The sequence below is a fragment of the Microbulbifer maximicatervae (SeqCode) genome (assembly GCF_052467225.1).
Map to the genome: position 1 here is coordinate 2,914,427 of NZ_CP174303.1, position 24,534 is coordinate 2,938,960.

Consider the following 24,534-nt stretch of genomic DNA (forward strand, 5'->3'; position numbering starts at 1 on the left):
GTGCTGTGCATTCGTGTGTTTCCTATTTTGGGTAAGTTGCGGAGTTACCAAAATTGAGCCCGAACTACGATGTTCCACGCCAATGCTGACATTCGATTGCCGATAGGGTGACACTAAGGGATATATTCTGTGAGAGAAACGACATAGCAGTCTTCTGCTTTATGAAAATCAGTTGTCGTTTCCTACAAAAATCTCAATCCGATCGACATTCCCGCTAGCATCCAGTACAGCAATTTGGTGCTTACCACTTCCCGGAAGTAGTGCCAGGTTTTCATTTCCGAGGGTTTCGCCCTTGGGTTCACCGTTTAGGAACCAATAGCGCTTTCCCTGTCCGCCAATCGCGCCCAGAGTTAAACGCGGAAGTGGGGCATTTTTGCCGGTAGGTCGATACTGGTTACCATCTCCAGCTCCGATAATCTTTAGTGGAGTCCCTGTTGCTGCAGTCGGGGTGTAACACTCGGGAGCCGTCGGAGGAATTTGTTGGGCCCGGGTCTGGTTTTCAGGTAGCCAGGATTCCAGTTCTTTTGGCCAAAGGGCTAAGCTATGCCTTTGAGTAGAAGAATCCATACAACTGGGCTTTACCCGCATACCTTGCCGGTTTGCAAAGAAACTAAAGGTTTGTGCTGCCCGCAGAGGCTCACCTTGCGGCGATAGTGTTCTGGGTGTGCGCCCTTGGATTAACCAGGCGTTGTGTTGCAGATGGCAGTGGCTGGTTTGTGTGAGCGTCTTCTGGCCCCCAAGCGGCCAACAAATAGTCTCTTGAGTTACTAAGTCGGGCTTTTTCAGGTGCTGTTGTTTGTTGTCTGGTAATGCGGCGATAACTGCGTTCAACAGAGGTGTGGCGCTAATGGAGCCATAGTAACCGGGTAGGGGAGTGCCATCCGGTCGGCCTACCCAAATGCCGACGGTGTAGCCGGGAGTTACGCCAATCGCCCAGGCATCCCGGTAGCCGTAGCTGGTGCCTGTCTTCCAGGCGATATCTGCCTTGTTTTGCCGCACCAGATTGCGCCAACGGCGGGAACCTCCGCGATTGGAAGCGAGCATTTCAAATGTAATCCAAGCTGCCTCAGGAGACATCAGATGCCTTTCACGTACGGGCTCCTTGGGTAAATAGCGGGGAGCTGCAGTCTGGCCTCCCCGTGCCAGTGCGGCATAAATGCCTGCCAGCTGGTCAAGACGAGCACCTACGCCCCCCAAAATCATGGCCAAGTTGGGTCTACCACCACTGGGAAACTCTAGTGCTAGTCCGGCATTCTCCAGGGCTGCGGCCAATCGACCGGGGCCGTAATGTTCCAGTAGCTGAACTGCAGGAACATTGAGAGATTTCTGAAGGGCGGCGGTGGCGGTGACAGGGCCGGCGAAGCCTCGATGGAAATTCTCAGGGCGGTAATCGCCGTATATACGGGGCGCATCGCTGAGCAGGGAGGCGCTGTGGATCAGGTCCTCATCAATGGCAAGTCCGTACAAAAAGGGCTTGAGCGTAGAGCCCGGTGAGCGCACAGCCCTGGCCATATCCACATAGCCATAGCGGCGTCTGTTACCAAAATGAGAAGCTCCTACGTAGGCGCGCACGGATAAATCGGAATTCTCCAAAACTACAACAGCTGCAGATGTCTTGGCTGGATAGCTATCCATATGATCGCGCAGGAAATCTTCCAGTCCGCGCTGGATGTTGCCGTCGATTGTGGTGCGGATAACTTCCTGATCGCTGATGGTATTCACCAGTCTGCGGGCTAGGTGCGGGGCGTTTTGCGGGAATTCCAAGCGTTCCGCATAGACCTGCTCAAGTTGAGCGCGCTCAACATCCTCTGCGCTCCAGACGGAAAATGACTGCAGCCTATCCAGAACTTTGTCCCGGGCTTTTTGTGCCTTTAGAGGATGCCGATCTGGTCGCAGGCGGCTCGGAGCCTGAGGCAGTACAGCTAGCAGTGCAGCTTCCGCATGGGTAAGGTCAGAGGCTGATTTACGCAGGTATAGACGGCTGGCTGCTTCCACGCCTTCAATATTGCCGCCGTAAGGTGCGAGGTTCAGGTACAGATCGAGAATTTCATTCTTGCTGAAGTGCCACTCCAATTGCAATGCACGCAATATCTGCTTGGTTTTGCCCGGCAGAGTTTTGCGGTGTGGGTCCAGTAGTCGCGCTACCTGCATGGTGAGAGTGGAGCCGCCGGAAACGACTCGTCCATTGCGAAGGTATTGGACTGAAGCTCGCAATAGAGCTAGCGGATTTACTCCGGGGTGCCGATAAAAGTGTCGGTCTTCGTAGGTGAGAAGAGCTTCGATAAAGCGCGGTGATACATTTTCCCGAGATATTGGATATCTCCAAACTCCGCGACTGTCGGCAAAGAAGCGTAGTGGTTTGCCGTAACGATCTGCAACGACCCGTGCAAAATCTTGAGTTTCGGGAAGAGGTGGAGGGAAAGCAAAGTCGAGCAGTAGCAGTACCGCTGTGAGGGCGGCGGGCGCAAGCAGCAGTGCGCGAACTCTGCGACTGCTGCTTTGCCAGGCTCTCCGGATAGTGGCCAACAGCTTCACTGTTTACCGATTACCCGCAATTGCGTTAGGGGATTTTCACCGATAGCGAAGCGTTCCGGTTTGTACATATCCTCTACGTAGGGTGGGGGCACCTGATAGTTGCCGGGGGTTACTGCGCGGGCGATATAGAAGAGATTGGTGGTTTTGTATCTCAGCTGATCCAGTGCCGCCACAAAGCGGTCGTCGCGATATTCAGTGTGTTGGATATTGTCCTGGGTGTCCTGCCACTGGGCGATATTTTTGCCATCGAACTGGAGTTCATCCACTTTGACACTGTCGGCCAGGTTTTGATTCTCCAGCTCAAAACCTGCGGGCAATAGGTCCACTGCAAGTAGGTCGGGCAGGCGCTGGTCCGCATCAATTTGCAAACGCACCAGGTAAAGCTCGCCCTCACGAACCTGATTGGGAATGACTTCCGTGCCATCCAAATTGTGGTAGCTGCGTTTAATTCTGACACCTTTATCCATCTCCGCCTCAGGTGACTTCTTGCTGTAACCATTGATAGTGATTGCTGCATAGAGTTTTTCTATCTGTGCAGTTACCTCAAGTGCGCTGGCGGCTTCGCGGCCGCGGAATAATGTGCTGTGCGGGTTATCGCTATTGAGCTCGCGCAAGCCATCAATACTGGCCAAAGTCGCAGACCAGTTTGCACTGCTATTAAGTTGCAACTGTGCTCCAGCCATAAACACACTATTGCGCTCCTGGGTGCTGAGATATTGGCGACCGTGGAGAAGATCGGCCAGCTCGAACACCAGAGATTCCGTTTTATCACCTGCGAAATTGTGCTCTAAGAGCAGGGAGATCATTTGGGCCGTATCCCGTAGGTCTGATCCATAATCGCCATAGTAACTGCGGCGTTTGCGCTCGATTTTAAGCGCTTTTTGCAGGACCTCCTGGGCCAGGGTGGCATCGCCCATGGTGTGCAAAGCGATTGCCATATGGAGGTTTGGTAAGGGAGATTGGGACAGGCTCGAGCCGCTTTCATAAAGGGTACGCAGTTGCCCGAGAGACACTTTTTGTACTCGTGAGAGCACATAGGCTGCGTAAGCTCTTGAGGCATAAGCATAGAAATCGGGACTATAGCTATAGCGTTGCTGATAGAAAGTACCGCGCTCATGGGTGTAGTCCTGCAGGCGCTTGAGTGCGGATTCCAGGCGGTTATTGTCAAATACGATTCCCTGGTCCCGGGCCCGCAATAGAAGATCGACTACATAGGCGGTTAGCCACTGGCTTTCGGAAGACTCGGAACTCCATAGGCCAAAGCTGCCGTTCCCTTTTTGCATGCTGAAAATGCGTTCAATACCTGCGTCGATACGCTCGGCCCGATCATTCTCATCCAGAGGTTCAAGGCCCAGTTTTTGCTGTCGCTGCGGCGTTGCCATGACTAGCGGGAAGGTCCGGCTGGAAGTTTGTTCCAGGCAGCCGTAGGGGTATTGCAGCAGGTTGGATAGGTGATCCTGTAACTGCAGTTGCGGTCGGCTGTCCAGGGATACCAGGGTTTGAACAGTTCCAGGCATTAGAGAATCCAGGAAGCTGCTATCGGCACTGAAGCTCTCGCCCTGGGACAGGAGTCTGCGCTGGTTGCGTGTGGTTGCCGGCCAAGCGGGGCGCACGCCCAGGCGCCACTGCTGTTCGATATCGATATCATTTCCATCTTTATCGACGGCACCCTGCACGACCAGTTTGAACTCTGCATCTCCGGTGGCATCTTTGGCGGTGATTGGGAAGCGCAAAGTTTTACGTTCACCATCCGCCAGTTCCAGCAACCGCTCACCCATTTCCAAATCTACCGCGCCCACTGATTGCATATTTACAGTGAGTTTCTGGGAGCGGCCACTTAAGTTATTGAGGTCAAGGGCCAGTGTGCTGCTATCACCAGGGGCCATAAAGCGAGGCAAGGCGGCTTGGGTGACAACCGGTGAGGCGACTGTTACTTCTCCGTCGGTGCTACCGAATCGGTCTTGGCTGAAAGACACCGCCATCAAGCGCAGCTGTCCGTTAAACTCCGGTAATTGTAGCGCGACCTTTGCTTGGCCCTGAGTATCAAATTCAACGGGTCCTGAGAATAAAGATACTATTTGAACGTCGGAGTTGGGCTCGTCGCCGCCTCGGGCCAGTTCCGCATCGCCGCCAAAACGTTGCTCCACCAGTTTGCCACTGTTGGATTCAATAATGCGATGATAAATATCCCTTACATCCACACCGTAACGGCGCTGGCCAAAAAAGGCCTCGAAGGGATCCGGGGTTTCGAAGCGGGTGATATTGAGTACACCGACATCGACGGCGGCCAGGGTGGCCCAGGCTTTGCTTCCGTTTTGTTCGATAGAATTTTCGTCAGCAGAAATGGTAACTTCAATTTCCGAGCCGGGCAGGGCACTCGTGGGCGCTTCGAGTGAAATGGGCAGACGCCGAGGATCGCGATCCAGGGGCAGGTGGGCGAGACCAAAAGCGCGATTGGGGGCGATACGCTCACTCTTGTCCGCAGGGCGCAGAGCAGTAACAGAAATATAGGTGTCGTGGCGATCCCACTCAGGAGAGATGGGGATTTCGATATTGGTGCCCGACTTTTCTACAGGTAGTCGTTTGGACCACAATAGTTGGTCGCTCTCCACCAACACCAACGCCTCTCCGTCAGCGGGCGGTACTATGGTGAGTTGCGCCAGATCTCCAGAAGAGTACCTTGGTTTATCCAGTGACAGGGCCACGGTATCTGGACGCGCAGCCTGGCCTTTGGCTACTTGGTCCTTACGCCACCAGTAATACCAGTCCCGGCCGGCGTGGAAGCGTAAGCTGCTGGTTGCCCCCGTATTGGTATCAGTGACTTCTAAGCGGTAGTGGCCATGTTCCACTGGGACTGTGAGCTTCAGTGGTTGCTCTTCGGTGAATTGGAGCTGGCGACTGAAAGTTTCAAATTCAGCACTTGAGTATTCATAGTGCCAGCCCCGATTTGAAGAGTACTCCCAAAAGTACTGGCGGTCTTCGGAAATTAACACCGCTTTGAGATCCCGTCCGATAACAGGCTCGCCCTGTGCGTCGGCAACCACTATTTCAAATTCAGGCCTGCTGTTGGCCGATGGGTTTTCCTCTCCAAAATTTGGGCGAATACCTACCACCGGGTGTGTGGGCCATACCAGGACTGGATGTTGGCGAGTTACCGGGCGGCCGCCGGATTCGAACAGGCTGGAAACCAAGTTGATTTTCAGCGGGCTCTTTGCTCGTTTCCAACGGGAGCGCAAGGTCAGATTGCTCAACCCTTCCTCATTGAGCTCAATCGTTGGGGCATGAAACTGTCGCGTGGGCAAAGATTCATTAGTGTTCCCAAATACGAACCCTTTCCACTGGGGGAAGGGCTCGCGATAGTGGCTAATTTGCACCAGAGTTTCCAGGCGGTTCTTTGCCGCTGGCGCACCATAGAGATAACTACCTTCTACTTGAAGTTCGAAAGATTCTTTATGGCCCTCTACCAGACTGCGCTCTTCACCGTCTTGCAAAACCAGCTTCATTCGCTCTGGCAAGAATTCTTCTACCTTAAATGGATATTTCACTTTGCGCCCATCGGCTAGCTCAACATCCAGGCGCCAGTCACCGGTAGGTGCATTTTGTGGAAGTGGAATAAGCTTTTCGTAGTATCCGGGCGCGCTGGCGTGCCATGTGAATGCGCGCGCGCTGGTATTGTCCGGCTTTATGAGTTCTGCCTTGATCGGCAGGTCTTTGATATAGCGACCATCATAATTGCGCAGCAGCCCGCTCACCTGGATCGATTCATTGGGGCGATACAGATCTCGCGGGCCATACATGAAAAACTCCATCGGTCTCGAAGGGCGCTGGCCCAACTGAAAATCCGAAAGGTCCAATGCAGGTTCACGCAGGTCGAGTATGGAGAAGTGACCGGTATCAGGATCTCTTGCGATGAAGAAGCGCTGTGAGTCTTCCTGTTCCTGCGTCAGAGCAAAGCGCACCTGGCCGTCTTGGTCGGTTGTGTATTGCTGGATTAGCTCCCCTTTGTTGTTGAGCAGCTCAACCTCAATGCCCTTAAGAGCCTGCCCTTCATCCAGAGATGAAACATAGAGGTCAACACTGTTTGGATAGTACCTCGCATGAAGGCCTAAGTTGGAGATGGAGAAGTGGGTGACATCATAGAGGTTAGTGTCATACACGCCTGCCGGCTGCATAACTGCGACATAGATTCCTGGTTGTTGCAGGGGCTTTATATGCCCGATAGAGAGGTCGAAATCTCGCTGGACGTATTTCTCCTTGGTGAGATCGAACTGGGCACTATAGACAAAATCGGCCACTTGATTGAGGGACTTTAAGCGATAGTAGTATTTTAGTGACTGGCTTTTGATCAGCCTGAAGAACTCGGAATAATGCTCAGGTTTCACTCTATGGAAGTGAATCTGTGCAGCCTCAACACTGACTGCAGTAACAGGTAGGCCGGGAGTTACCGTCGTGGGAAAAATACTTCCATTGCTGGCAAAGCTGATACTGGGCTCAATCCGTCGGGTGCGAATCCTCTCCTGTTTCTCTTCCTGTAACTCCAAGCCGTTTTCGCCGGGCAGACCCGGGAGCACGGTGAGTTTATAGCGAGTATCTGGTTCAATATGAGGAAAATAGAGAATTTTCTGGTTATCGGAGAGAACCCAACCACCATCTACACGCTCGCCATCGTCACGGGATAGATTCAAGTAGGAGCCAAAATGGGCATTGCCCAGCAAAGGTTCAGAAAAGATAACTGCGATGGCCCTTGCATCTTTAAATGTCCGCTCCCCAACATGGAGGACCTTTAGAAAGTGATCCCCGGAGATTTGAGTACTGGCACTGGCTGTGACTTGTGCAGGGGTAGCATCATTCTCTGTCAGCTCAGTAGAATTAGTTTTAGAAGTGCGCTGAACTTCATCAGCTTTCGGGCTTATTTTACTAGAAGAGGCCGCTTCTTTTTTATGCACTTTCTCAGTGGGGCTGAGAGCTTGTGCCTGGTTGTTACCCTCTTCAACGCTCCCGCCTTCCGCAAGCTTGGGGGTGTCAGCGAGTTTCTTCTCTGACTTTTCTTGTGAGCAAGCCATAGCAATAAGACAAAGAAGAATGACCGCAATCCAGCGTGGTGAGCGGTGAAGGGACATGGGTATTTCCTTATAGAATCCATTTAACGGCGCACAATTTAGTCCGTCTTTAAATATGTCTCAAGTTTCCTCCATAGTTTCCGTGCTCGGTATCTATTCCTGATGCAAGTGTGTACCAATAGTGAGGTGGGGATTACTGATGGCTGGAAAATAAATTTATAGAATGATGGGATGGCAATTAGGTGGCTTAGGGAGTAAGCGACCTTCCTGTTCTATGGTGCCAGGTTGAGGCGTGTAGTTTATTCGATAATCACTAGTTCAATTGAATCTAGCCGAAGTAACGTTGTATTACTACACCTATGTTGGCTTCTTTTTACGTTTAAATAGCTTAATCCAGAAGATTCCTTCAAAGATAATGCCAAGAGCAAGGAAGATTACTCCTCCCACAGGGACTCCGAAAGCGTAGCAGGCAATCGCCGCAAATAAAAATAGCAGTGCGGTGGCAATTCTTTTCACTTTGATATTCCTTTGTTATGCCTCAGTACTAGCCTAAGCTTGTCCTACTTCAAAGACTATACTGAATACCGGACTTAAACCCAACATAAATAATGCCCAAGCATAGAACTGTAGAACAGAAAGCTAAAGGCAGATAGAGTTTGTGATGGCCGTGCCTGACCCTGTAAATCGTCACCACTATCAGCGAACTTAAGGCCAAAAGTGCCGATAAGCCTAGAGCCATTAAGATGACTTGAACTTCAGTAATGCCATCATTTCCGGCAGCTAGCGTCGGTTCTATATACTTGGGGCCGTTTTTCCCGGCAGTTGTTACAGCGGAGACACTTCTGGCTAAAAGAAGTTCGTTACCATTAAGCCCTCGCCAGTACTCCATAATGGAAATAAGAGTTGCTATTGAACTTGCTATAAGGCAAAGGCTGATTTTTGAAGCGGTAGCCATGATGCTTGAAGTTGGGGGCATACAGAATGTCTTATTTTGTCTTTCTATTGATCTTGCTTAGCCAGAGTGTGATTAGTAAGCAGGCAGTGAATGTAGGTATGAAAACGACTAAAGCCTGAAACATCAATATGGAGGCCTGGATCTTCAGAATTTCACCTTCACCAAAAGAGTTATCGTAAATGTAATGTGCAGCCAGAGTGTAACTTAGGCTGACTAATATAGAAGTAATCAGTGATCTTAGAATCATTGTTTTAGTTAACTATGATAACTCAGCTTGGATGGTCTTTAAGGGTAAACTAAACCTGTATAAGATTTCTAAGGAAATTGTTAATGGATTCTTGTAGTTCATAATCCTCTGTACTGACAGAATAGATACGTGCTTTATGGGCAAATTTCAAGGCTTTATCTTGATTGTTTAGTCTCAAAAAACATTCAGCCATATCCAGGGCAATTGAAGCTGAATACAAAGGGAGATCTAATTTTATGGAGCAGTTAAGTCCCTGGGTGTATGCCTGTATTGCATCCTCACAGCTTTCTGAAAAATCACCCAGAGCCTCCCACTGTAGGGGATGGTCTAGCTCGCCTCCGGCATATTTTGCGCATAGTCTCTCTAGCGAGTTGAGGGAGTCTTGGCACCCAGCTTTATCCCCAGAGGCGGATTTATTGACTATCTCAAGTGCGAGTCCATGTACATCATCGTAAAGTGGTGTAATCACTTAGAAATTATACCCAAGAGCTGAAACATAAAAAATATCGATATAACAGTGGGTACTTATTGGCAAGACGAGTCTTCTGTAGATCGTTGCCAGATATTAGAGGTTTCGACTTCGCAAGTTTAAGCACGTACTCACCAAGCGGTGACTGGTATTGCTGTGAAGAGATCACAGATAGCGGCCGAGGTTTTTTATGAAGAGCCTCAGACCAGCTAGTCACCCTTACTCTTTCATATGTACTATCTTACTGTTAGGTGGGGTTATATGAGGTAGCCTGTGAAAGTACTGATTGTTGGGGCTGGGCCCACGGGCCTTACAACAGCGGTCGAGCTTGCTCGGCGAGGGCTACTGCCAAGAATTGTGGACCTCCGGGATAGCGCGTCAACCCTTAGTCGAGCAGTGGGAGTTACTTCTCGCAGCCTTGAGTTGCTTTCTCACTCTGGCGTTTCTGAAAAGTTGATTGCTGAGGGGATCGCTGTTCAGAGCGCATGCATTTACCTAAATACGCATTTAGCACTAGAGTTCCCCCTTCATTCCGATCGGACTTATTTCCCCGCCATTCTTGGACTTCCTCAAGACAGAACTGAAGCTCTCATGGCTCAGGTTTTATTTGGTATGGGAGTCGAAGTTGAATATAGGAAAGAACTCAAAACCCTTACCGAGGAAAAGAGTGGGGTAGTGGCTTTTTTTGATAATGGTGAAGAGGAGCAATTTGACCTGGTCGTAGGAGCGGATGGTATTCGCAGTACTGTTCGTGAAGCTGCAGGTATCAGTTATCCTGGATTTGACTTGGAAGAAGTGTGGTCAATCGCGGATGTTGATACAGGGGATTGGCCTCCTAAAAGAAAGTTTACCTTGGTCAAAATGGAATCTGGCGTGGTCGCTGTTGCCGTGCCATTGGGAGAAGGCCGACACCGTCTGGTAGCTAGCTGTGATAATGCAATTAAAGCATTTCCGATGGCGGTGGATGTTAAGAGGGTTCGGCGGGAGGGAACCTTTAAAATCTCAATTCGGCAAGCGGAAACTTACTCAAAGGGCAGGATACATCTAGCTGGGGATGCTGCCCATTGCCACTCTCCGGTTGGAGGTCGTGGTATGAACCTTGGGATAGCTGATGCAGCCGAATTGGCAAAACGGATCACTGAGGGGCAGCTCCTAGGCTACTCTGATTTGCGCCACCAAGAAGATAAAAAGGTTATTGAGGTTACTGAGCGTGGCCGGAAAATGATCACTGGACAATCCCTGAAAGCAAGATTTGAATTTCGAGCGTTAATCGCTGCCGCCAGTTCTATTCCTGCGGTGCGGAGAAAACTGGGGCAGTTTGCGGTAGAACTTTAGGGGCATTCCAACCTATTTTTTTAGTTTTACAGCTGTACCAAAAACAAGAATTTCTGAGGAGCCATCCATAATTGCACTTGTAGTAAAACGAATTCCTACCACGGCATCAGCGCCTTTTTGCCGGGCACTGTCACTTAATCTTTGAAAAGCTTTGTTTCTCGCTTCGGTCAGCATTTCCGTATAGCCTCGTATCTCTCCACCGACAATACTCTTTATACCTGCCATTAAGTCACGGCCGATATGTTTTGATTGAACAACGTTGCCCGTAACGATATCCAGCACCTCCGATATTTCTCTTCCTGGTACTGTTTCTGTAGTTGAAAATATCATATCACTCCCTTAATTATAATTACCTATATTTTTGGCTCTATTGGTGATCTTACCCTAACCTGGATCCGTTATGCGAATATATTTAATTAACAGTTAGGTAAACCACCGCCTCTGGCGGTGAGACTTGACAGGGCTCTGCCGTTCCGGCGTGCAGAGTAAAAATATGGCCTCCATGAACCGGCAAGTTCTATAAGGGGGCCATATGCGAGATTGGCAGTGCCAAGCTTACGTGAAACATTATTGCAGGTACCACGTGGTGTTTGTGCCCAAGTATCGAAAGAAAGCGTTATTTGGGACATTAAGGCGGGAGATTGGAGCAATATGTCGAGACTTATGTCGTCAAAAGGGCATTGAGTTGGTCGAGGAGTACGCAATGAAGGATCACATCCATATGTTGTTAATGATTCTTCCGAAGTTCAGTGTTTCCAATACGATTGGGTTTCTGAAAGGGAAATCTGCGATCCAGATATTTCGGAAGTACAAGCATGTACAGAGAAATTTCACAGGAAGACACTTTTGGGCTCGGGGCTACTGTGTGAGTACATCAAAAATCAAGAGGTTGAAGAGCGCCGCCAAGAGCAGATGCGACTGGCAGGGTTGTAACTAGCCCCCTCTGGGGGCTTTCACCATACCACCCGCTATGCGGGTGGTTGCTGATTGTTTGATGGTGGTCGAATGTTTGTTTTTAGCTATTGTGTCTTTTCTGGATTTTAGCTTTAATCTTACATTAAATGAGGTAGGGTTCCGGGGTGAAAAGTGTAATGATCATACAATCCAGTAATTGCTACAGTTTTCTCGATCGTAAGTTGTCCACTTTTATTTTGGGTATAAATTGGGAGGGAGATCAGTGCCCTCAATAAAATCTCGGCTACTCAATGTAATAGCCCTTGCTGCGCAAAAGCGCGCAGTTATGACCTCAGATTAGAGAGGATTTGGTAAAATTTAGGTTAAAATTCCCTAGTGGGGTTAATGTGGGTACATAAAAGTTGCTTAAAATGTACTCCTTCATGAAGTACTTATTTCATGCATTCTCCTTTCTTAAGGGGAGTAAGCACTGCCAATAACCAACATCTATCCACTGGTTAAATTTTCGGCCGACCTCTTTGAAATGAGCAACTTTTTCCATTCCAAACTTCTCATGAAGTGCTACGCTGCCTGCATTTGGTAGAGCTATACCGCAGATTACCGCGTGGACATTGAGTTCACTTAACTGTTTAAACAGTTCATTATAGAGCTTCGAGCCCCAGCCTTTAGAGGAATAGTTCGTGTCCAAGTACACGGTAGCCTCCACCGAATACTGGTAAGCACAGCGTCCTTTCCATTTACTGGCATAACAATAGCCAATTAAACGGCCCTCATTCTCAGCAACTAACCAGGGAAGATTGTTTTTTGAGCATTCTTTGACTCGGTCGGCGATAATTTCTGCAGAAACTGGCTCTACCTCAAAAGTGATACAGGTATTCTCCACATAGTAATTGTAGATTTTAGCAATCCCAGCAGAGTCAGAAGCTTTAACTGCTCGTATCATACTGTTGTCTCTCCCTATGTTTGATAGCATTGGCCAGAGATTGGTGGTGAACTGACTAGCCAGATACCCGCTGGCTGGCTCTGTAAAGCTGTATTAATGCTTACTTTTCTTTTTACTATTTAGCGACTTTTCCACGGCCTTTGATTCTTCTAGTGTACGAACGGACCAATCTATTCGCTGCTGATCAGAAACTATATCAGAATCAATGTTATAAAGGCTCCAGTTTCCAGAGTCATCTTTAACAAACTGAGTGCCGTACCACTGTGGCCGACCAAGATTCATCATTAGGCGATCCCAAGTGGCCGCTTTTAGCCAATTAGCTTTATTCTTATCTTCTGCCAGGGTTGCTGCAATAGTGGCAAGAGCATGGGCCAGTCTTATATCTTCTGATTTATTACCATACTGGAAGATAAGTGCCGCATTATAGTAATCCTTTGAGGTTCTGATTCGGCCTTCTGCTAGCATTTTATGACTTTTTTTGTCGATCCTTGACTTCTTGATCAAGTAAGAATCAGTCAATTTCACTTTGAGATTCTTTGTGTATGGCTTGATCTTGCTTAAAAATTTCTGTTAGTTGATCGCTTTTATAAGCAGATTGAGCTCTTGATGTCCTACAATTAATTGCTTTCTGATTGGCAGCGAGTAATGAACTGTCGAGCAATGTAGGTAAACGAAGACCCTTACTAGGCAGTGTCTTACATTTATGAATCTTTACCTAAAATCCACTTGGCATTTTTTAAATGAGTATTCACTAGGTAAACTTTCGCGTTTTTATTGCATTTATATATGTAAAATTAGGGTGGCCAGTATTAAATTGTTGCCTAGATATAGGCTCTATTCTCCTTGCTTAATGAAGTTGTTTCTTCTGTAAAAGTGTGATTTACAGAGTCAATAAGTTTCAATAGTTCTGATTCAACTTCATGAAAATCATTTTGAGGAAGATAGGGGACCTCTATACCTATAGGGTTCATAGCCTCGATAATCCTGTCCTGATGTTTTCTGTACCCATATTTGCCTTTTGGTGAACTGATTGATTCATTAGTAGTTTTGATAGCCTTTATTATCTTATTTATATGGCCCTTGTATTCTTTTGATACTGCAATATCGCCATTTGTCGAATTTGGGAAGGCACTTCGATACCATTTGAAGACATCAAAAGATTTCTTCTTTAAAAGGTCATATTTTTCAATCTCTTCTTCTACAAAATTTTTAAACATTGTTAGATTGTTGATGTGGCCGGATAAGGCTGTTGCTTTGACGCTAGTAAGGTAGTTATTTAATGCTATATATACCCCCATGATAAAAACAAAAATCCATATAGAGGAAGTGCCAAACTTAAGTAGTTGAATTGTGCCTGAGAACATCTTTTCAAAGTAAATTATGCAATCTGACTTAAGGCAAAAATCGCTAGGTGATAAGCCCTTTGAATTTGCGGTATAGGCAAGAGACATTAATACCAAAATAGACGTTAGGATAGATGTTGCCCAAACAATACGGAGAAATGATTTCATTTTTCGTATTCTCCTAGATTACTTCTGAGCTGATTTAATCGGTTTCGAAATGCTTTTGCTTCTGACTTATATGTTCTAGAGATAATTAGAATGCGGTATTGCACTAAGAAAAACTTACGCATGTAATTTCTTTTTTTAAGTTTTGTAGGGTCAGTTCTTTCAAGTCGAGATATTGACCTTTCTGCTTTTTTGATGTCGGACTTTGAAGGTAGAGGGAGGGCTTGTATGAGCTGGTTTTTAAGCATGGAATGCTTGTTGTGGCCAATTCGGGCTAATTTATTCACTCTTCCCATACATCTATCATGAGCTTTTCTATAAGCGACAGTTGTTCTATAGTTGTTGACCTTGGACATCTTTATTACATTATGGACAGCAGCTTTTATTCTCTTAACCTCGTGGCTTGGTAGCCGAGGTTTACTATAGTTAACACGAAGTCCATGTACTTGTAATGGCTCAATACCAGATCTAACAACTTTGGTTTTACTGTCGTTAATAGGTAAGTCAAGTTCAAGCAGCATCAGCTTGATATGTTTTTCTGCATAGTCAAAGTTAAAATTGTGTACCTTGGATGAGACAGTAATATCGTCCACTAAGCGGGTATAAGTAAGCCCCTTCCTTTCTAGGCGTTTCACAAGAAGGCCTTCGTACTCCCAAAAAACAAGTGTTGCAATATAGCTTGATGTCAATCCCCCTTGAACGATAAAGTCATTTAGACAGCAAATATCAGTAAGATAGCTAGAAACTTGTTCTGGAAATTTTAGAAAGTTAGAGAATATTTCGTATACATAGTCTCGATGAATGTTGTCAAAAAAGTTAGATATATCAACTTTTAGGAGACTTTTTGACAGGCAGTGTTGTTTTGCACATTCAATATAATCACGACTAATAAGTCTATTGTTGATTTGCTCATTTGGCAGTGAGCCATACAAATATTTAGGCCACGATACAAGTGGGATGAATATACGTTTATTTATACGCCCTTGAAGTGTTCGGATTAATGGGTGAGGGTCGTATACCTTGCGGACGCCACCTCCGCTCTTGGGCAGCTCTTGGGACCTATACCTTTCGCTACCCAGAGACTTCGCATTTTCTAGAACGGAATACTCTACGCCAAGTGCATCTGCTAAGTTATCAAGGTTAGAAATCGATTTTTTTGTTTTTTTCTGAGGAAAAAGAGAAGTTGGTATTTCAGCCATGAAAATTCCAGTTATTGATATTACACTAGGCCGCTCCATACCAAAGGAGATAAAATACAGGTTTACATTCACTAGATTTGCTAAAGTAACTGCACCTGTATTTCGGGCCTAGTGTAATCACCGACATCTACTGCGTGCAGTCGAGGGCGACTGAGTGGCGTGCCGGAAGTGCTTTTTCAAGCGCCCCATTTAAATGAAGCTTTATCTTTAGCAAACTTTTTCTAATTGCAGTAATCGCGCGAATCGCGCGAGCGGACACAATGATAATCTCTGATTTAGCTATGTCAACAGTATGAATACTTTGCGTTATTGCGGAGTTAAAAAATAAACAGTTTCATTGACGAATAGTCGTAATTCGGCTTTCTTGTATTTAGTGTCTATTTTGTTGTTTTTTTGAATGTAATCCCCGTAAGGAACTGGATGTCTTATGTCGGATATCTAATGTTTACTTAGCCCAGTTACATTTGCCAGAAACCTGTATCAAAGGGTAGGTGAATTACCCCATTAGCTCGCCTCGGTAATTGTCGGCCCAAAGGAACATGTTACGTTGATATCAAGAAAGCGAAGGAGTGTTAATTTGTAGCATTTCACTAAACCGATGGTACGATCGCACCAAACTGTTAGGGGCTTCCCACTGCGGATAATGCCCAATCGTTCCCAGCTCAACAATATCCGCTGGCCGATCTATCAGTTGCCGAAATCGATCCACCATATGCTTCCCTGAAACTGGGTCTAATGAGCCATTGATTAGTAATAGGGGGCCGGGGTATTGCTTTAGGGCGTCGACCCAGCGCTGACGATGTTGGCGCCTGTCGCGCATATAGCTGATTAATTTATAAAGGAGCCGGTTGCCATTCTTATATTGGAGAATTTGCCACAAGTCTCGCAACTCTCTGTCAGAGGGTTGTGTCTCTGGTCCGAAAATGGCACTGAAGCTGCGGCAAAACTGCCTGTAATTCATCAGTTTATTGATCAGGAAGCCTGCGGGAAAGAGCAGCAGTTTTTGTACGAAACGCGCTTGATGAGTTTCTGGAAATAGACCTCCGTTTAGCAGGCATGCTGAGGCATACCTCGTGGTACCACCGCTATTGGCTCTGGCGAGTAACTCCTGGGCAACGGTATCCCCATAGTCATGGGCCAGCAGGTGGACCTTGTTGATGTTTAAATGTTGCAGAAGAGCTTCATGTAAATCAGCTTGCCCGTGGATACTGTAGTTATGCTGCTTGGGTTTGTCTGAGTAACCGAATCCCAGCATATCCATAGCAATACAGCGATAGTGCGCTGTCAGTTGGGCCCATACCTTTTGCCAGTCGTAACTACTGGTTGGAAAACCGTGAATCAAAAGCAGTACTGGTTTCTGTCGGCAGCTTGGGTTGCTATCGACATAGAAGAGTTGATGGTTTTGATAATCAAAAATCTTTCCGTTTGATAACCACTGCTGAGGCTGCATTGGCTGTTCCATTTCTTATTGTTGTATTTGCTGTAAAGATTGCACGATGAGCGCGCAACCTCAAGCAGCGGCTATCAGGTGGAAAGTAATTATCCTGCTCCTTGCAATGCGTATATCGCGGGCTTGTTGATTATCCTCCATACAGAAAGCAGGGAAACCGAGGCGGTTAGGCAGATAATAAGCAATGGTGGTAGCAGCCAGCCCCATAGGCTGGTTTCAATACTGAACTCGCTTTGCTCAAGCCAAAGCGCCAGAGGGACTAGGACCAAAGTCGCTACAGCGATACCGATAACGACGGGAATCAGGCTATCGATCAGGGTGTGATAGAAAATCGTCGCTGGGCGGGCGCCGATTGCCATGCGCACGCCAAGCTCAGTACGCCGCAGTTGTACACTGTAACTGAGCACTCCAAAGATACCGATGGCAGCGAGGCTAAGTGCCAGTAATGTCAGGGCGGTGGTTACCCAAACTGAGACCCGGTCATTGCTTAGGAGTAGGTCTCGCGCCTGCTCCAGGGTGAATAGCTCAGAAACTTTGTACTGCTTGTTTACTTCGGCAAACTCCCGATTAATCTCTGTGGTGCTGAACGGTTGGTGAGGCTTATGTCTAAGTACCAGTAGGGGATAGCTCACGTTGATACCGCGCACAAATAAGCGGGCGGGTTCCTTTTTGCCGGGCAGGCTTGCGTTGCGTACTACACCGACCACTTGGTAGGGCAAGTCACCTCGCCAGTAGTAGCGATTGCCTAATACTTCTCCATCGGGTTCCAGTTGCTGGGCCAGGGTTTCGTTGACGAGCATCATGCGATTGTTATCGGAAAATTCAGCCGCATTGATATGGCGGCCAGCTATCAAAGGCATACGCAAAATGGAAAGGTAGTTTTCGTCGACCACTGTGGTCTTGGCCATCACCGGGTTTTGTCGGCTGGCATAATGACTCAGGGATGTGGTCCAGAGTGGCCGGCTGATGGAGATAGGAGTGTTTAGGCTCAGGCTGGCATTTTGTACTTTAGGGTGCTCCAGCAATCTTTGCCTGATGGCCTTCAGATAACTCTCCCGTTCGGCAGTGGGGGCACTCCTAAGATTGCCGATATTCAGAGTCATCACTTGAACGTTGTCCAGGGGGAAGCCAAAGGGCTGGTTAATCAGTCGGTTAGCTTGAAGGAAAATCTGCAAGCTGGCGACGATAAGCAAACTGGTCATCGCCACTTGGCTGCTGATGAGGATTTTGCGGATTAGAGGCGAGATCTGTACGCCAGAACCTTTGCCGCTGCTCTGCAGCATTTGATTCAGTGCGCGGTAATTAACCTGGCGACTGACTATGGCTGAGAAGAACAGGGCGAGCAGTAAGGCACACAACAGTGCAAAAACCAGTGTCTGCCAGTTTAAGGTGAGCTCTTGAATGCGAGGAATTTGTTCCGTAGCCATCACCTTTAATACTTCCGTCGATCCCAGGGCTAAAAGTAGAGAAAGTAATGCAGCCCCTAACATAAGTAGGCCGATTTCACATAGCAGGGCCAAAAAGATATGTTTTTTATGTGCGCCCAACGCGACCTGTATCGCCATATTGCGTTGTTGTTTGGCTGCGCGAGAAAGAATCAGGTTGGTAACATTGGCGCAGGCAATTAACAGAAGCACCAGTGTACCGCCCATTACCATTAAGGTTCGCGTGGCGCTGTCGCCAAGTATTTTATTGGCGAAGGGGGTGAGTCGGTATTCAACGGACCTTTCTACCGAAGAGGACCTTCCCGCTAGGGCCGCTTGATACTGGGCATCCATTAATGTGCTCAATTCATGCCCCGCACTGGCGGGGTCAATGCCCGGCTTCAGCTTTCCTGTGAGCATGCGGAAAGGCAGGAAGCCTCTCCAATTATTTCTGCGCTCTACTTGTGTATCGTTAAAGTCCCAGGGCAGCCAGACCGCCGTTTGCCGGCCCTGCTTATAGATTTGGGGTTCAATGAAGTCTTTGGCGGTGACGCCGACAATGCGAAAGTCCACCTCCCCAAATTGCAGGCTTTGCTCCAAGACATTTGGGTTGCGCCGGAACATCTGCTCCCAGGTTTGATAGCTGATAACCGCCACAGGGACTCGGCTGTCGAGCCCTTCATCGGCATTGAATTGTCTGCCTAAGGCCAGGGGTGCTCCAGCCAGCTGGAGATATTCCGGAGAGACATAGGAAACATTAACCCGTGGTGATCCGGATAAATTGCGAGCCACATCTTCCCAGAAGTACACCAGGGCGCTGGACTCGAAGAAACTATCGTTCTTATAGATTTCAACCAGGGCAGGGTATTGGCTGTTGTTTTCCAGCCGCAGCTGCTTGTTCTGGTAGAGATTACCATTCACGACATACAGCCGATCTTCGTCCGGGTAGGGTAGGGGTGCGGCTAACAGTTGGTAGTTGAGATTAAATAGTGTTACCAGGGCGCCGAGAGTGATACCCAGGGTCAGAATAATAGTGGTGGCGTAGCTCCGCGCCCGATTGAGGGACTGGAGGGCAATGGACAGGTCCTTTGTGGTGATCATAGGGCCATCTCATGGGGCTCTAGTATGGGCTGCGGCGTTGAGATTTTTCCATCCAGCAGATGCAGTTGGCGGCTGGCCATGTCTGCATAACGAGGGTCATGGGTCACCATGCACAGGGTGGTCCCTTCATTGTTGAGCTGCCGCAGCATTTCCATTACTGCATCGCCATTGTGGGAATCCAGGTTGCCGGTGGGCTCGTCCACCAGTAGTAGGGACGGATTGCCAACTAGCGCCCGGGCTATGGCGATTCGCTGCTGTTGGCCACCGGATAACTGGTTAGGTTTGTGAGCGGCCCGGTGACTCATCCCCACCTTCTCCAGACAGTGTTTCACTTTTTTGTCGGCTTCAGACTTGGGAATGGGATTGCGGCGGTATCGCAGGGGCAGGGCGATATTGTCGTAGACAGAGAGTTCGTCAATCAGATTAAAGGACTGGAAGATAAAGCCTACTTTCTCGTTGCGAATAGTCGCCGCCTCACTCAGCGACAATTGAGCGACTTCTATGCCTTCAATCTGATAGCTGCCGCTGGTGGGGAGGTCCAGCAGGCCGAGAATCGAGAGAAGTGTGGATTTACCGCAACCCGAGGGGCCGCAGATAGATACAAATTCCCCCTGGTAAATACTCAGGTCAACGCCTCGCAGGGCGTGAGTTTCCATATCTGCGGTGCTGAACACCTTGGTGATCCCGGCCATATGGAGGATTGGCTTGGACATAGCGAACTCCCTTTCTCGCTTTAGGTTTCAGGCTTTAGTCAATAATCTGGATATGCTCAGCTGCATTAAAATTGGCCATATCCGAGAGGATGATACGGTCCGCTTCATTGAGGCCTTGGGTGATCTGGATATATCGACCCGACTCCTCGCCGAAGCTGATGGGCTGGAGTGCCGCTTCCTCCCCGTTTTCATTAATCAGGAAGAGATTGGCCTCACTGTGCCTCTGCACATTGATAGGCCTCTCGACGAACAGCGTATCTTCCATCGTGGCAGTGAAGATCCGGGCATCGACGTTGAGCTGTGGCCTGGCAGATTCTGGCGCGCCCGCGCTAAAAGCAATTTCCACTTCAATATTGCCGTCCCGAACTTCAGGAGTAATACGGGTTACCATACCTTCGACTTTTTCTCTGCGGGTATCAATTTCAGCGGGCTGACCAACCTCCAGTTGCTCTGCTTTGGATTGTGGTACTTGAACCAGGGCGAGTAGATCTGTCTCGCTGCCGATCAATGCCAGCTCCTGGCCGGGATTGACACCTTGCCCCAGCTCTACCGGTAGTCGTTGCAGTATGCCGTCCAGACCGGCACGTACTGTCAGTCGGTCTGTTCGTTGCTGGATACTTTGCAGTTGGGTCTGGGCTTGGTTGATTTGCTCGCGCTGGATTAACTCTGATTCGACGGCGACTTTGCGCAAGTGATTGATACGCTGTTTTTGCAGGTCCACACGTTTTTTCATCTGTTCCTGGCGTAAGACGGTGGTTTGGTAGGTGAGCTGGGAAACCACTCCACTTTTTACCAGCTCGTCCTCAGCTTCGCGACGCAACTTGATTACTTGGTAATTGGAGTTCAGTTCCGCGAGTATGGCTTCCTCCGCGAGAACATCGCGCTGATTGTTCAGAACAAGCCGCCGCAGATTAGCTTCCTCTTGTTCCAGGGAGGTTTCGGCTGCATCCAGGTCGCGCATTAATTCTGGGTTGCTCAGCTGCATAATGATGCTATCACTTTGTACTTCTGCACCGGGACGCAACATGATTTTTTCAACATTCGCTGCGGTTAGAGCGGTAATTAACGTCTGCTTGTCTGAACGCAGCCTACCATAACCATCTACCACAACTTGTAGGTCTCCCCGTTGGACGGTGCCTAGCATTAGCTGTTCCCGCTCAACCTTGTAGGCGCTGTCAGGAAGTAACAAGAGGGTGCTGGTAAATGCCACAAAAGCAAGAGCAGCACCACCTAGCATTAAAGGGTGCTTAATCAGGGGGCGTTTCTTAGGTTTAATAATATCCATATTGCGGCATTTCCTTGGTTAAGCAATCGTTGCACGCTTTTCTACTGTGAAACCTTGATGCGGGGGCGAGTTAGAGGTGGAAAATCATAACTATTTAAAACGGGTGTATTCCTGTTGGAACTCCGAGGGAGGGCGGGTTTTTATCTTGTAATTAGTACTGTCGAGCATATTTTTGTGATCAAAACTCAGGGCTTTAAAAGGGTTGTAGGTGAGGGTGAAAATGCAGGAAAATTGGTACAAGAACCAGTTGCTTGCGGTGAATGGTGGGGAAATACAGGACGGTTTGAATATTGTGAGGTGGGCAGTAACTTGAGAGGTTTAACGATTACCCAATGCATCTTGAGGATAGGTTCACAAGTAAAATTGTGGATATGTAGTGGGAATAAAGGTGTCGTGGCTTAGTGAGTCCGGTAGATTGTCTAAACCACTACACCTTTAACAAAATATATTTGTAAAACGAAGGGCTTGATAAGCCATAGTGCAAATTACAGACCGAGGGTTATCCCAGAGCTTTGACCAATAGCGCCTGTTGAAGTTGATCGTCATCAACCCCCTCTGGTCGGGGTATTTGCACGATATGCCCGGATCCCGGAGCTACATCGATCGCTTTGCCTTCCGTATTCTCCATTTGCTCCAAGGGGAAGAACAAGCTACCGCTGGGAGTCATTAACTCCAATTGATCACCGCGTTCAAAGCGATTTTTTACATCAATCGTCAAATACTCAGGACTGCCGTCAATAAGCTCGCCTACGAACTGTTGGCCCGGAGTTGATATCAATCCCTTTTCATATTGCTGGTATTCTGCTGGTGGATGGCGACGGTAGAAACCTTCCGTGTAGCCCCTGTTCGAGAGGGTTTCCAATTCGTCCATCATCTTCATGTCAAAGTCTTTTCCTGCTGCAGCATCGTCTATCGCGCGACGATAGATCTGAGCAGTACGAGCCACATAGTAGTGGGATTTGGTGCGACCTTCGATTTTTAAAGAGTGAACGCCCATTTCCGATAGGCGCTTGACGTGCTGTACGGCCCGCAAATCCTTGGAATTCATGATGTAGGTACCGTGCTCATCTTCGTAGGCAGGCATATACTCTCCAGGGCGACCCTCTTCCTGTAGTAAAAAGGCCTGGGAAGTACTGTCACTGGCGGAGGTGGGTTGCTGGGCGGGTTGCTGGATAGGTTCCTGGGTTTGCACATGAATCAACTCGCCAACTTCATTCTCTTTGGCTTCATGAGCTTGGTATTGCCAGCGGCAGGAGTTGGTGCAGGCGCCCTGGTTGGCATCTCTATGGGTCATATAACCGGATAGCAAGCAGCGCCCAGAATAGGCGATACAGAGCGCACCGTGGACAAAGACTTCCAGCTCCATTTCAGGCACTCTCTGGCGAATTTCTTCAATCTCATCCAGGGATAATTCCCGGGAAAGTATCACCCGAGATAACCCCTGGCGATGCCAGAACTTTACGGTCGCGTAGTTTACCGCATTGGCCTGTACGGATAGGTGAACTGGCAGATCAGGCCAACGCTCCCTTACCATCATTATCAGGCCTGGGTCGGACATAATCAGGGCGTCAGGCCCCATTTCGACAATTTCTTCCAGGTCCCGCAGGTAACTGCGAACTTTGTCGTTGTGAGCGGCGATATTAGAGGCGATATAGAACTGTTTTCCCTGCTGGTGTGCTTCTTCTATGCCTAGGCGCAGGGTTTCAATATTTTTAAATTCATTATTGCGCACACGCAAGCTGTAGCGGGGTTGGCCGGCATAAACGGCATCGGCTCCATAGGCAAACGCATATCGCATATTTTTTAAAGTCCCTGCGGGGGACAGTAACTCGGGTTTAAACACGGAAAAACTCATAGTGGAATAGTCGGACGCGGCCGCATGTTAACGGTATTCAAGATCGCGCTAATTGATATAAATCAATTAGCGCTGGGGTGGGGGTGATAAGCTGTTATGGAGGGAATCTATGCTGTTACTCTAGCCGAATAATAGACCTCTAACCTCTGATTTTTGCTGTTTACTTTTTAGTTCTGCAGGACCTGCTGATAACCCTGTGTGTATACCCAGTCATTATTCTTGGCAGGCAAATGACATCCAAAACAGTTGTTAAGCCCGGTGCCTTTCCAGGTTTCAGTTTCACTTTTGGCTATTCCTGGCTTAAATAAAGCCCATCCCCAGCCTTCGGCCCAAGCCGGGTTTTCTGGGAAGCGGTTGTTATCGTCTTTTACCATCATAAAAGTGAATTTAAGGTCTGAAGAGTAATAAGCCAACCCTGTGGTTAAGGGCTCCGATTGGGTGCTATTAACATCCTTTACCAAAACTGTCCCATCGGGAAACTTCCCCTTTTTGCGATACCCTTCTACTGCCTGGGGTTGGGTATAAACATTATGAGTATCCCATCCATCGCCACTCGAGGACTTTACCTGATAGGAGCCCAGGAAGACCCATTCCCGGCGGTAATAATCCGGCAAAGTAATATTCCCCTGGCTATCAACCATGCTTTTATAGGTTGAATTGAGGTTTTCATCGGCCTTTGCAGAAATACCCAATACGAGTGTCAGAACTAAAGAGGTAAATAAGTAGGCGCTGCGCATAATCCTTTTCCATTGCTGTTGATGTGGGAGAGCTATACCCGGGTTTCAGCTGCTGGAAAGTATATGAAGGCGGGAAGGGTAAAACTGTCAGCTGGCTGACACTGGCGCATATATTTGGTTCTCTGCCAGGCCTTTTAACGCGGTTTGATCGAGAAGGCAGATATATTGGCGCGTATAGTCGATAACTCCATCAGACTTCCACTGTTTAAGCTGTTGGCTGACTGTTTGCCTGCTGCCACCGGCCATGGCGGCCAGTTCGGACTGGGTCAACTTGATGTCTAGTTGATGTCCATGGCCACAGGGTTGTCCCCGGTAATTAAATAGTTGTGCTAACAGGTTGGCCAACCGGACCGGTAAGGGGGCGGTGATGTGGAGGAAAAGACGTTGCTGAAGCTGAGACTCCCTTGCGGCTAGTTGTTGCAACAGTTCATCGAAGGTCTGTGATTGGCGCGCCATCATGGCGTTTACATGTTGAATGGAAGCAGCTTCCAGTTCACTGCCAGATTTGGCGGTTGCTTGAATATCCAGGTTTTTCCCAGTTAGACCTGGTCCAAACCATGATCCGGGCCCATAGAGATCGACAATGGCTAGGTTGCCGCAGTAGTCCACTTTTTGGATAAGGACGTAGCCGGCATGAATAAAATAAATCTGGGGACCAGAATTCCCTTGTCGGAATAATACCGTTTCTTTGAGGAATCGAAGTTTTTTTATTGGGTCGCTAGTTCGTTGCAAGTGGGTTGATTCCTGTTTTTAGAGATTCCTAACAATATAGAATTCTTCGGTCGTTTGTTTAGCTATCTGAA

19 protein-coding genes are annotated in these 24,534 nt (G+C 48.2%); 2 read left to right on the plus strand and 17 right to left on the minus strand.

Features of this window, described 5'->3' with window-relative positions; genetic code table 11:
* Positions 1 to 168: 168 nt before the first annotated feature.
* From pbpC to ACJJIZ_RS12870, 5 genes are all read right to left on the minus strand, one after another.
* The gene (gene pbpC / locus ACJJIZ_RS12850) at positions 169 to 2,535 is read right to left on the minus strand and encodes a penicillin-binding protein 1C (protein WP_444913660.1); all 2,367 of its coding nucleotides are present in this window, start codon (positions 2,533 to 2,535) and stop codon (positions 169 to 171) included.
* Complete coding sequence (locus tag ACJJIZ_RS12855; protein WP_444913661.1) at positions 2,532 to 7,655, minus strand: alpha-2-macroglobulin family protein; 5,124 nt, start codon at positions 7,653 to 7,655, stop codon at positions 2,532 to 2,534. Before ACJJIZ_RS12855 ends, pbpC begins: the two co-directional genes overlap by 4 nt.
* 297 nt (positions 7,656 to 7,952) lie before the next feature.
* Positions 7,953 to 8,111, minus strand: a complete 159-nt coding sequence (locus ACJJIZ_RS12860) for a hypothetical protein (RefSeq protein ID WP_282932647.1) — start codon at positions 8,109 to 8,111, stop codon at positions 7,953 to 7,955.
* Between the two features lie 49 nt (positions 8,112 to 8,160).
* Positions 8,161 to 8,571: a hypothetical protein gene (locus ACJJIZ_RS12865; protein ID WP_413665651.1), complete on the minus strand. Its 411-nt coding sequence runs from the start codon at positions 8,569 to 8,571 to the stop codon at positions 8,161 to 8,163.
* Between the two features lie 275 nt (positions 8,572 to 8,846).
* Positions 8,847 to 9,266 (minus strand): hypothetical protein, encoded by a 420-nt coding sequence (locus ACJJIZ_RS12870; protein WP_444913662.1) that lies wholly within the window; start codon positions 9,264 to 9,266, stop codon positions 8,847 to 8,849.
* 273 nt (positions 9,267 to 9,539) lie between these two features.
* Here ACJJIZ_RS12870 and ACJJIZ_RS12875 point away from each other — a divergent pair, with 273 nt between their 5' ends.
* Positions 9,540 to 10,601: an FAD-dependent oxidoreductase gene (locus tag ACJJIZ_RS12875; protein ID WP_444913663.1), complete on the plus strand. Its 1,062-nt coding sequence runs from the start codon at positions 9,540 to 9,542 to the stop codon at positions 10,599 to 10,601.
* A gap of 12 nt (positions 10,602 to 10,613) precedes the next feature.
* Here the strand turns inward: ACJJIZ_RS12875 and ACJJIZ_RS12880 are convergent, their stop codons facing one another.
* Positions 10,614 to 10,931 (minus strand): heavy metal-binding domain-containing protein, encoded by a 318-nt coding sequence (locus ACJJIZ_RS12880; RefSeq protein ID WP_413665654.1) that lies wholly within the window; start codon positions 10,929 to 10,931, stop codon positions 10,614 to 10,616.
* Positions 10,932 to 11,133: 202 nt separating this feature from the next.
* Here ACJJIZ_RS12880 and tnpA point away from each other — a divergent pair, with 202 nt between their 5' ends.
* On the plus strand, positions 11,134 to 11,538 hold the full coding sequence (gene tnpA, locus ACJJIZ_RS12885) for an IS200/IS605 family transposase (RefSeq protein WP_444913664.1): 405 nt from the start codon (positions 11,134 to 11,136) through the stop codon (positions 11,536 to 11,538).
* A gap of 414 nt (positions 11,539 to 11,952) precedes the next feature.
* On the opposite strand, the gene ACJJIZ_RS12890 is transcribed toward tnpA, so the two are convergent.
* The 11 genes from ACJJIZ_RS12890 to ACJJIZ_RS12940 all read right to left on the minus strand — a co-directional run bounded on the left by ACJJIZ_RS12890 (position 11,953) and on the right by ACJJIZ_RS12940 (position 24,463).
* Complete coding sequence (locus ACJJIZ_RS12890; protein ID WP_444913665.1) at positions 11,953 to 12,459, minus strand: arsinothricin resistance N-acetyltransferase ArsN1 family B; 507 nt, start codon at positions 12,457 to 12,459, stop codon at positions 11,953 to 11,955.
* Between the two features lie 93 nt (positions 12,460 to 12,552).
* Positions 12,553 to 12,984, minus strand: a complete 432-nt coding sequence (locus ACJJIZ_RS12895) for a hypothetical protein (protein WP_444913666.1) — start codon at positions 12,982 to 12,984, stop codon at positions 12,553 to 12,555.
* A 296-nt stretch (positions 12,985 to 13,280) separates the two neighbouring features.
* The gene (locus ACJJIZ_RS12900) at positions 13,281 to 13,970 is read right to left on the minus strand and encodes a retron Ec48 family effector membrane protein (protein WP_444913667.1); all 690 of its coding nucleotides are present in this window, start codon (positions 13,968 to 13,970) and stop codon (positions 13,281 to 13,283) included.
* Positions 13,967 to 15,166: a reverse transcriptase family protein gene (locus tag ACJJIZ_RS12905; protein WP_444913668.1), complete on the minus strand. Its 1,200-nt coding sequence runs from the start codon at positions 15,164 to 15,166 to the stop codon at positions 13,967 to 13,969. Before ACJJIZ_RS12905 ends, ACJJIZ_RS12900 begins: the two co-directional genes overlap by 4 nt.
* A 553-nt stretch (positions 15,167 to 15,719) precedes the next feature.
* Entirely contained in the window at positions 15,720 to 16,616 is an 897-nt protein-coding gene (locus tag ACJJIZ_RS12910) for an alpha/beta fold hydrolase (protein ID WP_444913669.1), read from the minus strand.
* Positions 16,617 to 16,705: 89 nt separating this feature from the next.
* Positions 16,706 to 19,141, minus strand: a complete 2,436-nt coding sequence (locus tag ACJJIZ_RS12915; protein WP_444913670.1) for an ABC transporter permease — start codon at positions 19,139 to 19,141, stop codon at positions 16,706 to 16,708.
* Complete coding sequence (locus ACJJIZ_RS12920) at positions 19,138 to 19,854, minus strand: ABC transporter ATP-binding protein (protein ID WP_444913671.1); 717 nt, start codon at positions 19,852 to 19,854, stop codon at positions 19,138 to 19,140. Before ACJJIZ_RS12920 ends, ACJJIZ_RS12915 begins: the two co-directional genes overlap by 4 nt.
* A 34-nt stretch (positions 19,855 to 19,888) precedes the next feature.
* Entirely contained in the window at positions 19,889 to 21,139 is a 1,251-nt protein-coding gene (locus ACJJIZ_RS12925; RefSeq protein ID WP_444905372.1) for an efflux RND transporter periplasmic adaptor subunit, read from the minus strand.
* Positions 21,140 to 21,638: 499 nt separating this feature from the next.
* Positions 21,639 to 22,937, minus strand: a complete 1,299-nt coding sequence (gene trhP / locus ACJJIZ_RS12930) for a prephenate-dependent tRNA uridine(34) hydroxylase TrhP (protein WP_444916205.1) — start codon at positions 22,935 to 22,937, stop codon at positions 21,639 to 21,641.
* A 224-nt stretch (positions 22,938 to 23,161) separates the two neighbouring features.
* Entirely contained in the window at positions 23,162 to 23,731 is a 570-nt protein-coding gene (locus tag ACJJIZ_RS12935; protein ID WP_444913672.1) for a cytochrome P460 family protein, read from the minus strand.
* A gap of 87 nt (positions 23,732 to 23,818) precedes the next feature.
* The gene (locus tag ACJJIZ_RS12940; protein ID WP_444913673.1) at positions 23,819 to 24,463 is read right to left on the minus strand and encodes a Crp/Fnr family transcriptional regulator; all 645 of its coding nucleotides are present in this window, start codon (positions 24,461 to 24,463) and stop codon (positions 23,819 to 23,821) included.
* Between the last annotated feature and the right edge of the window lie 71 nt (positions 24,464 to 24,534).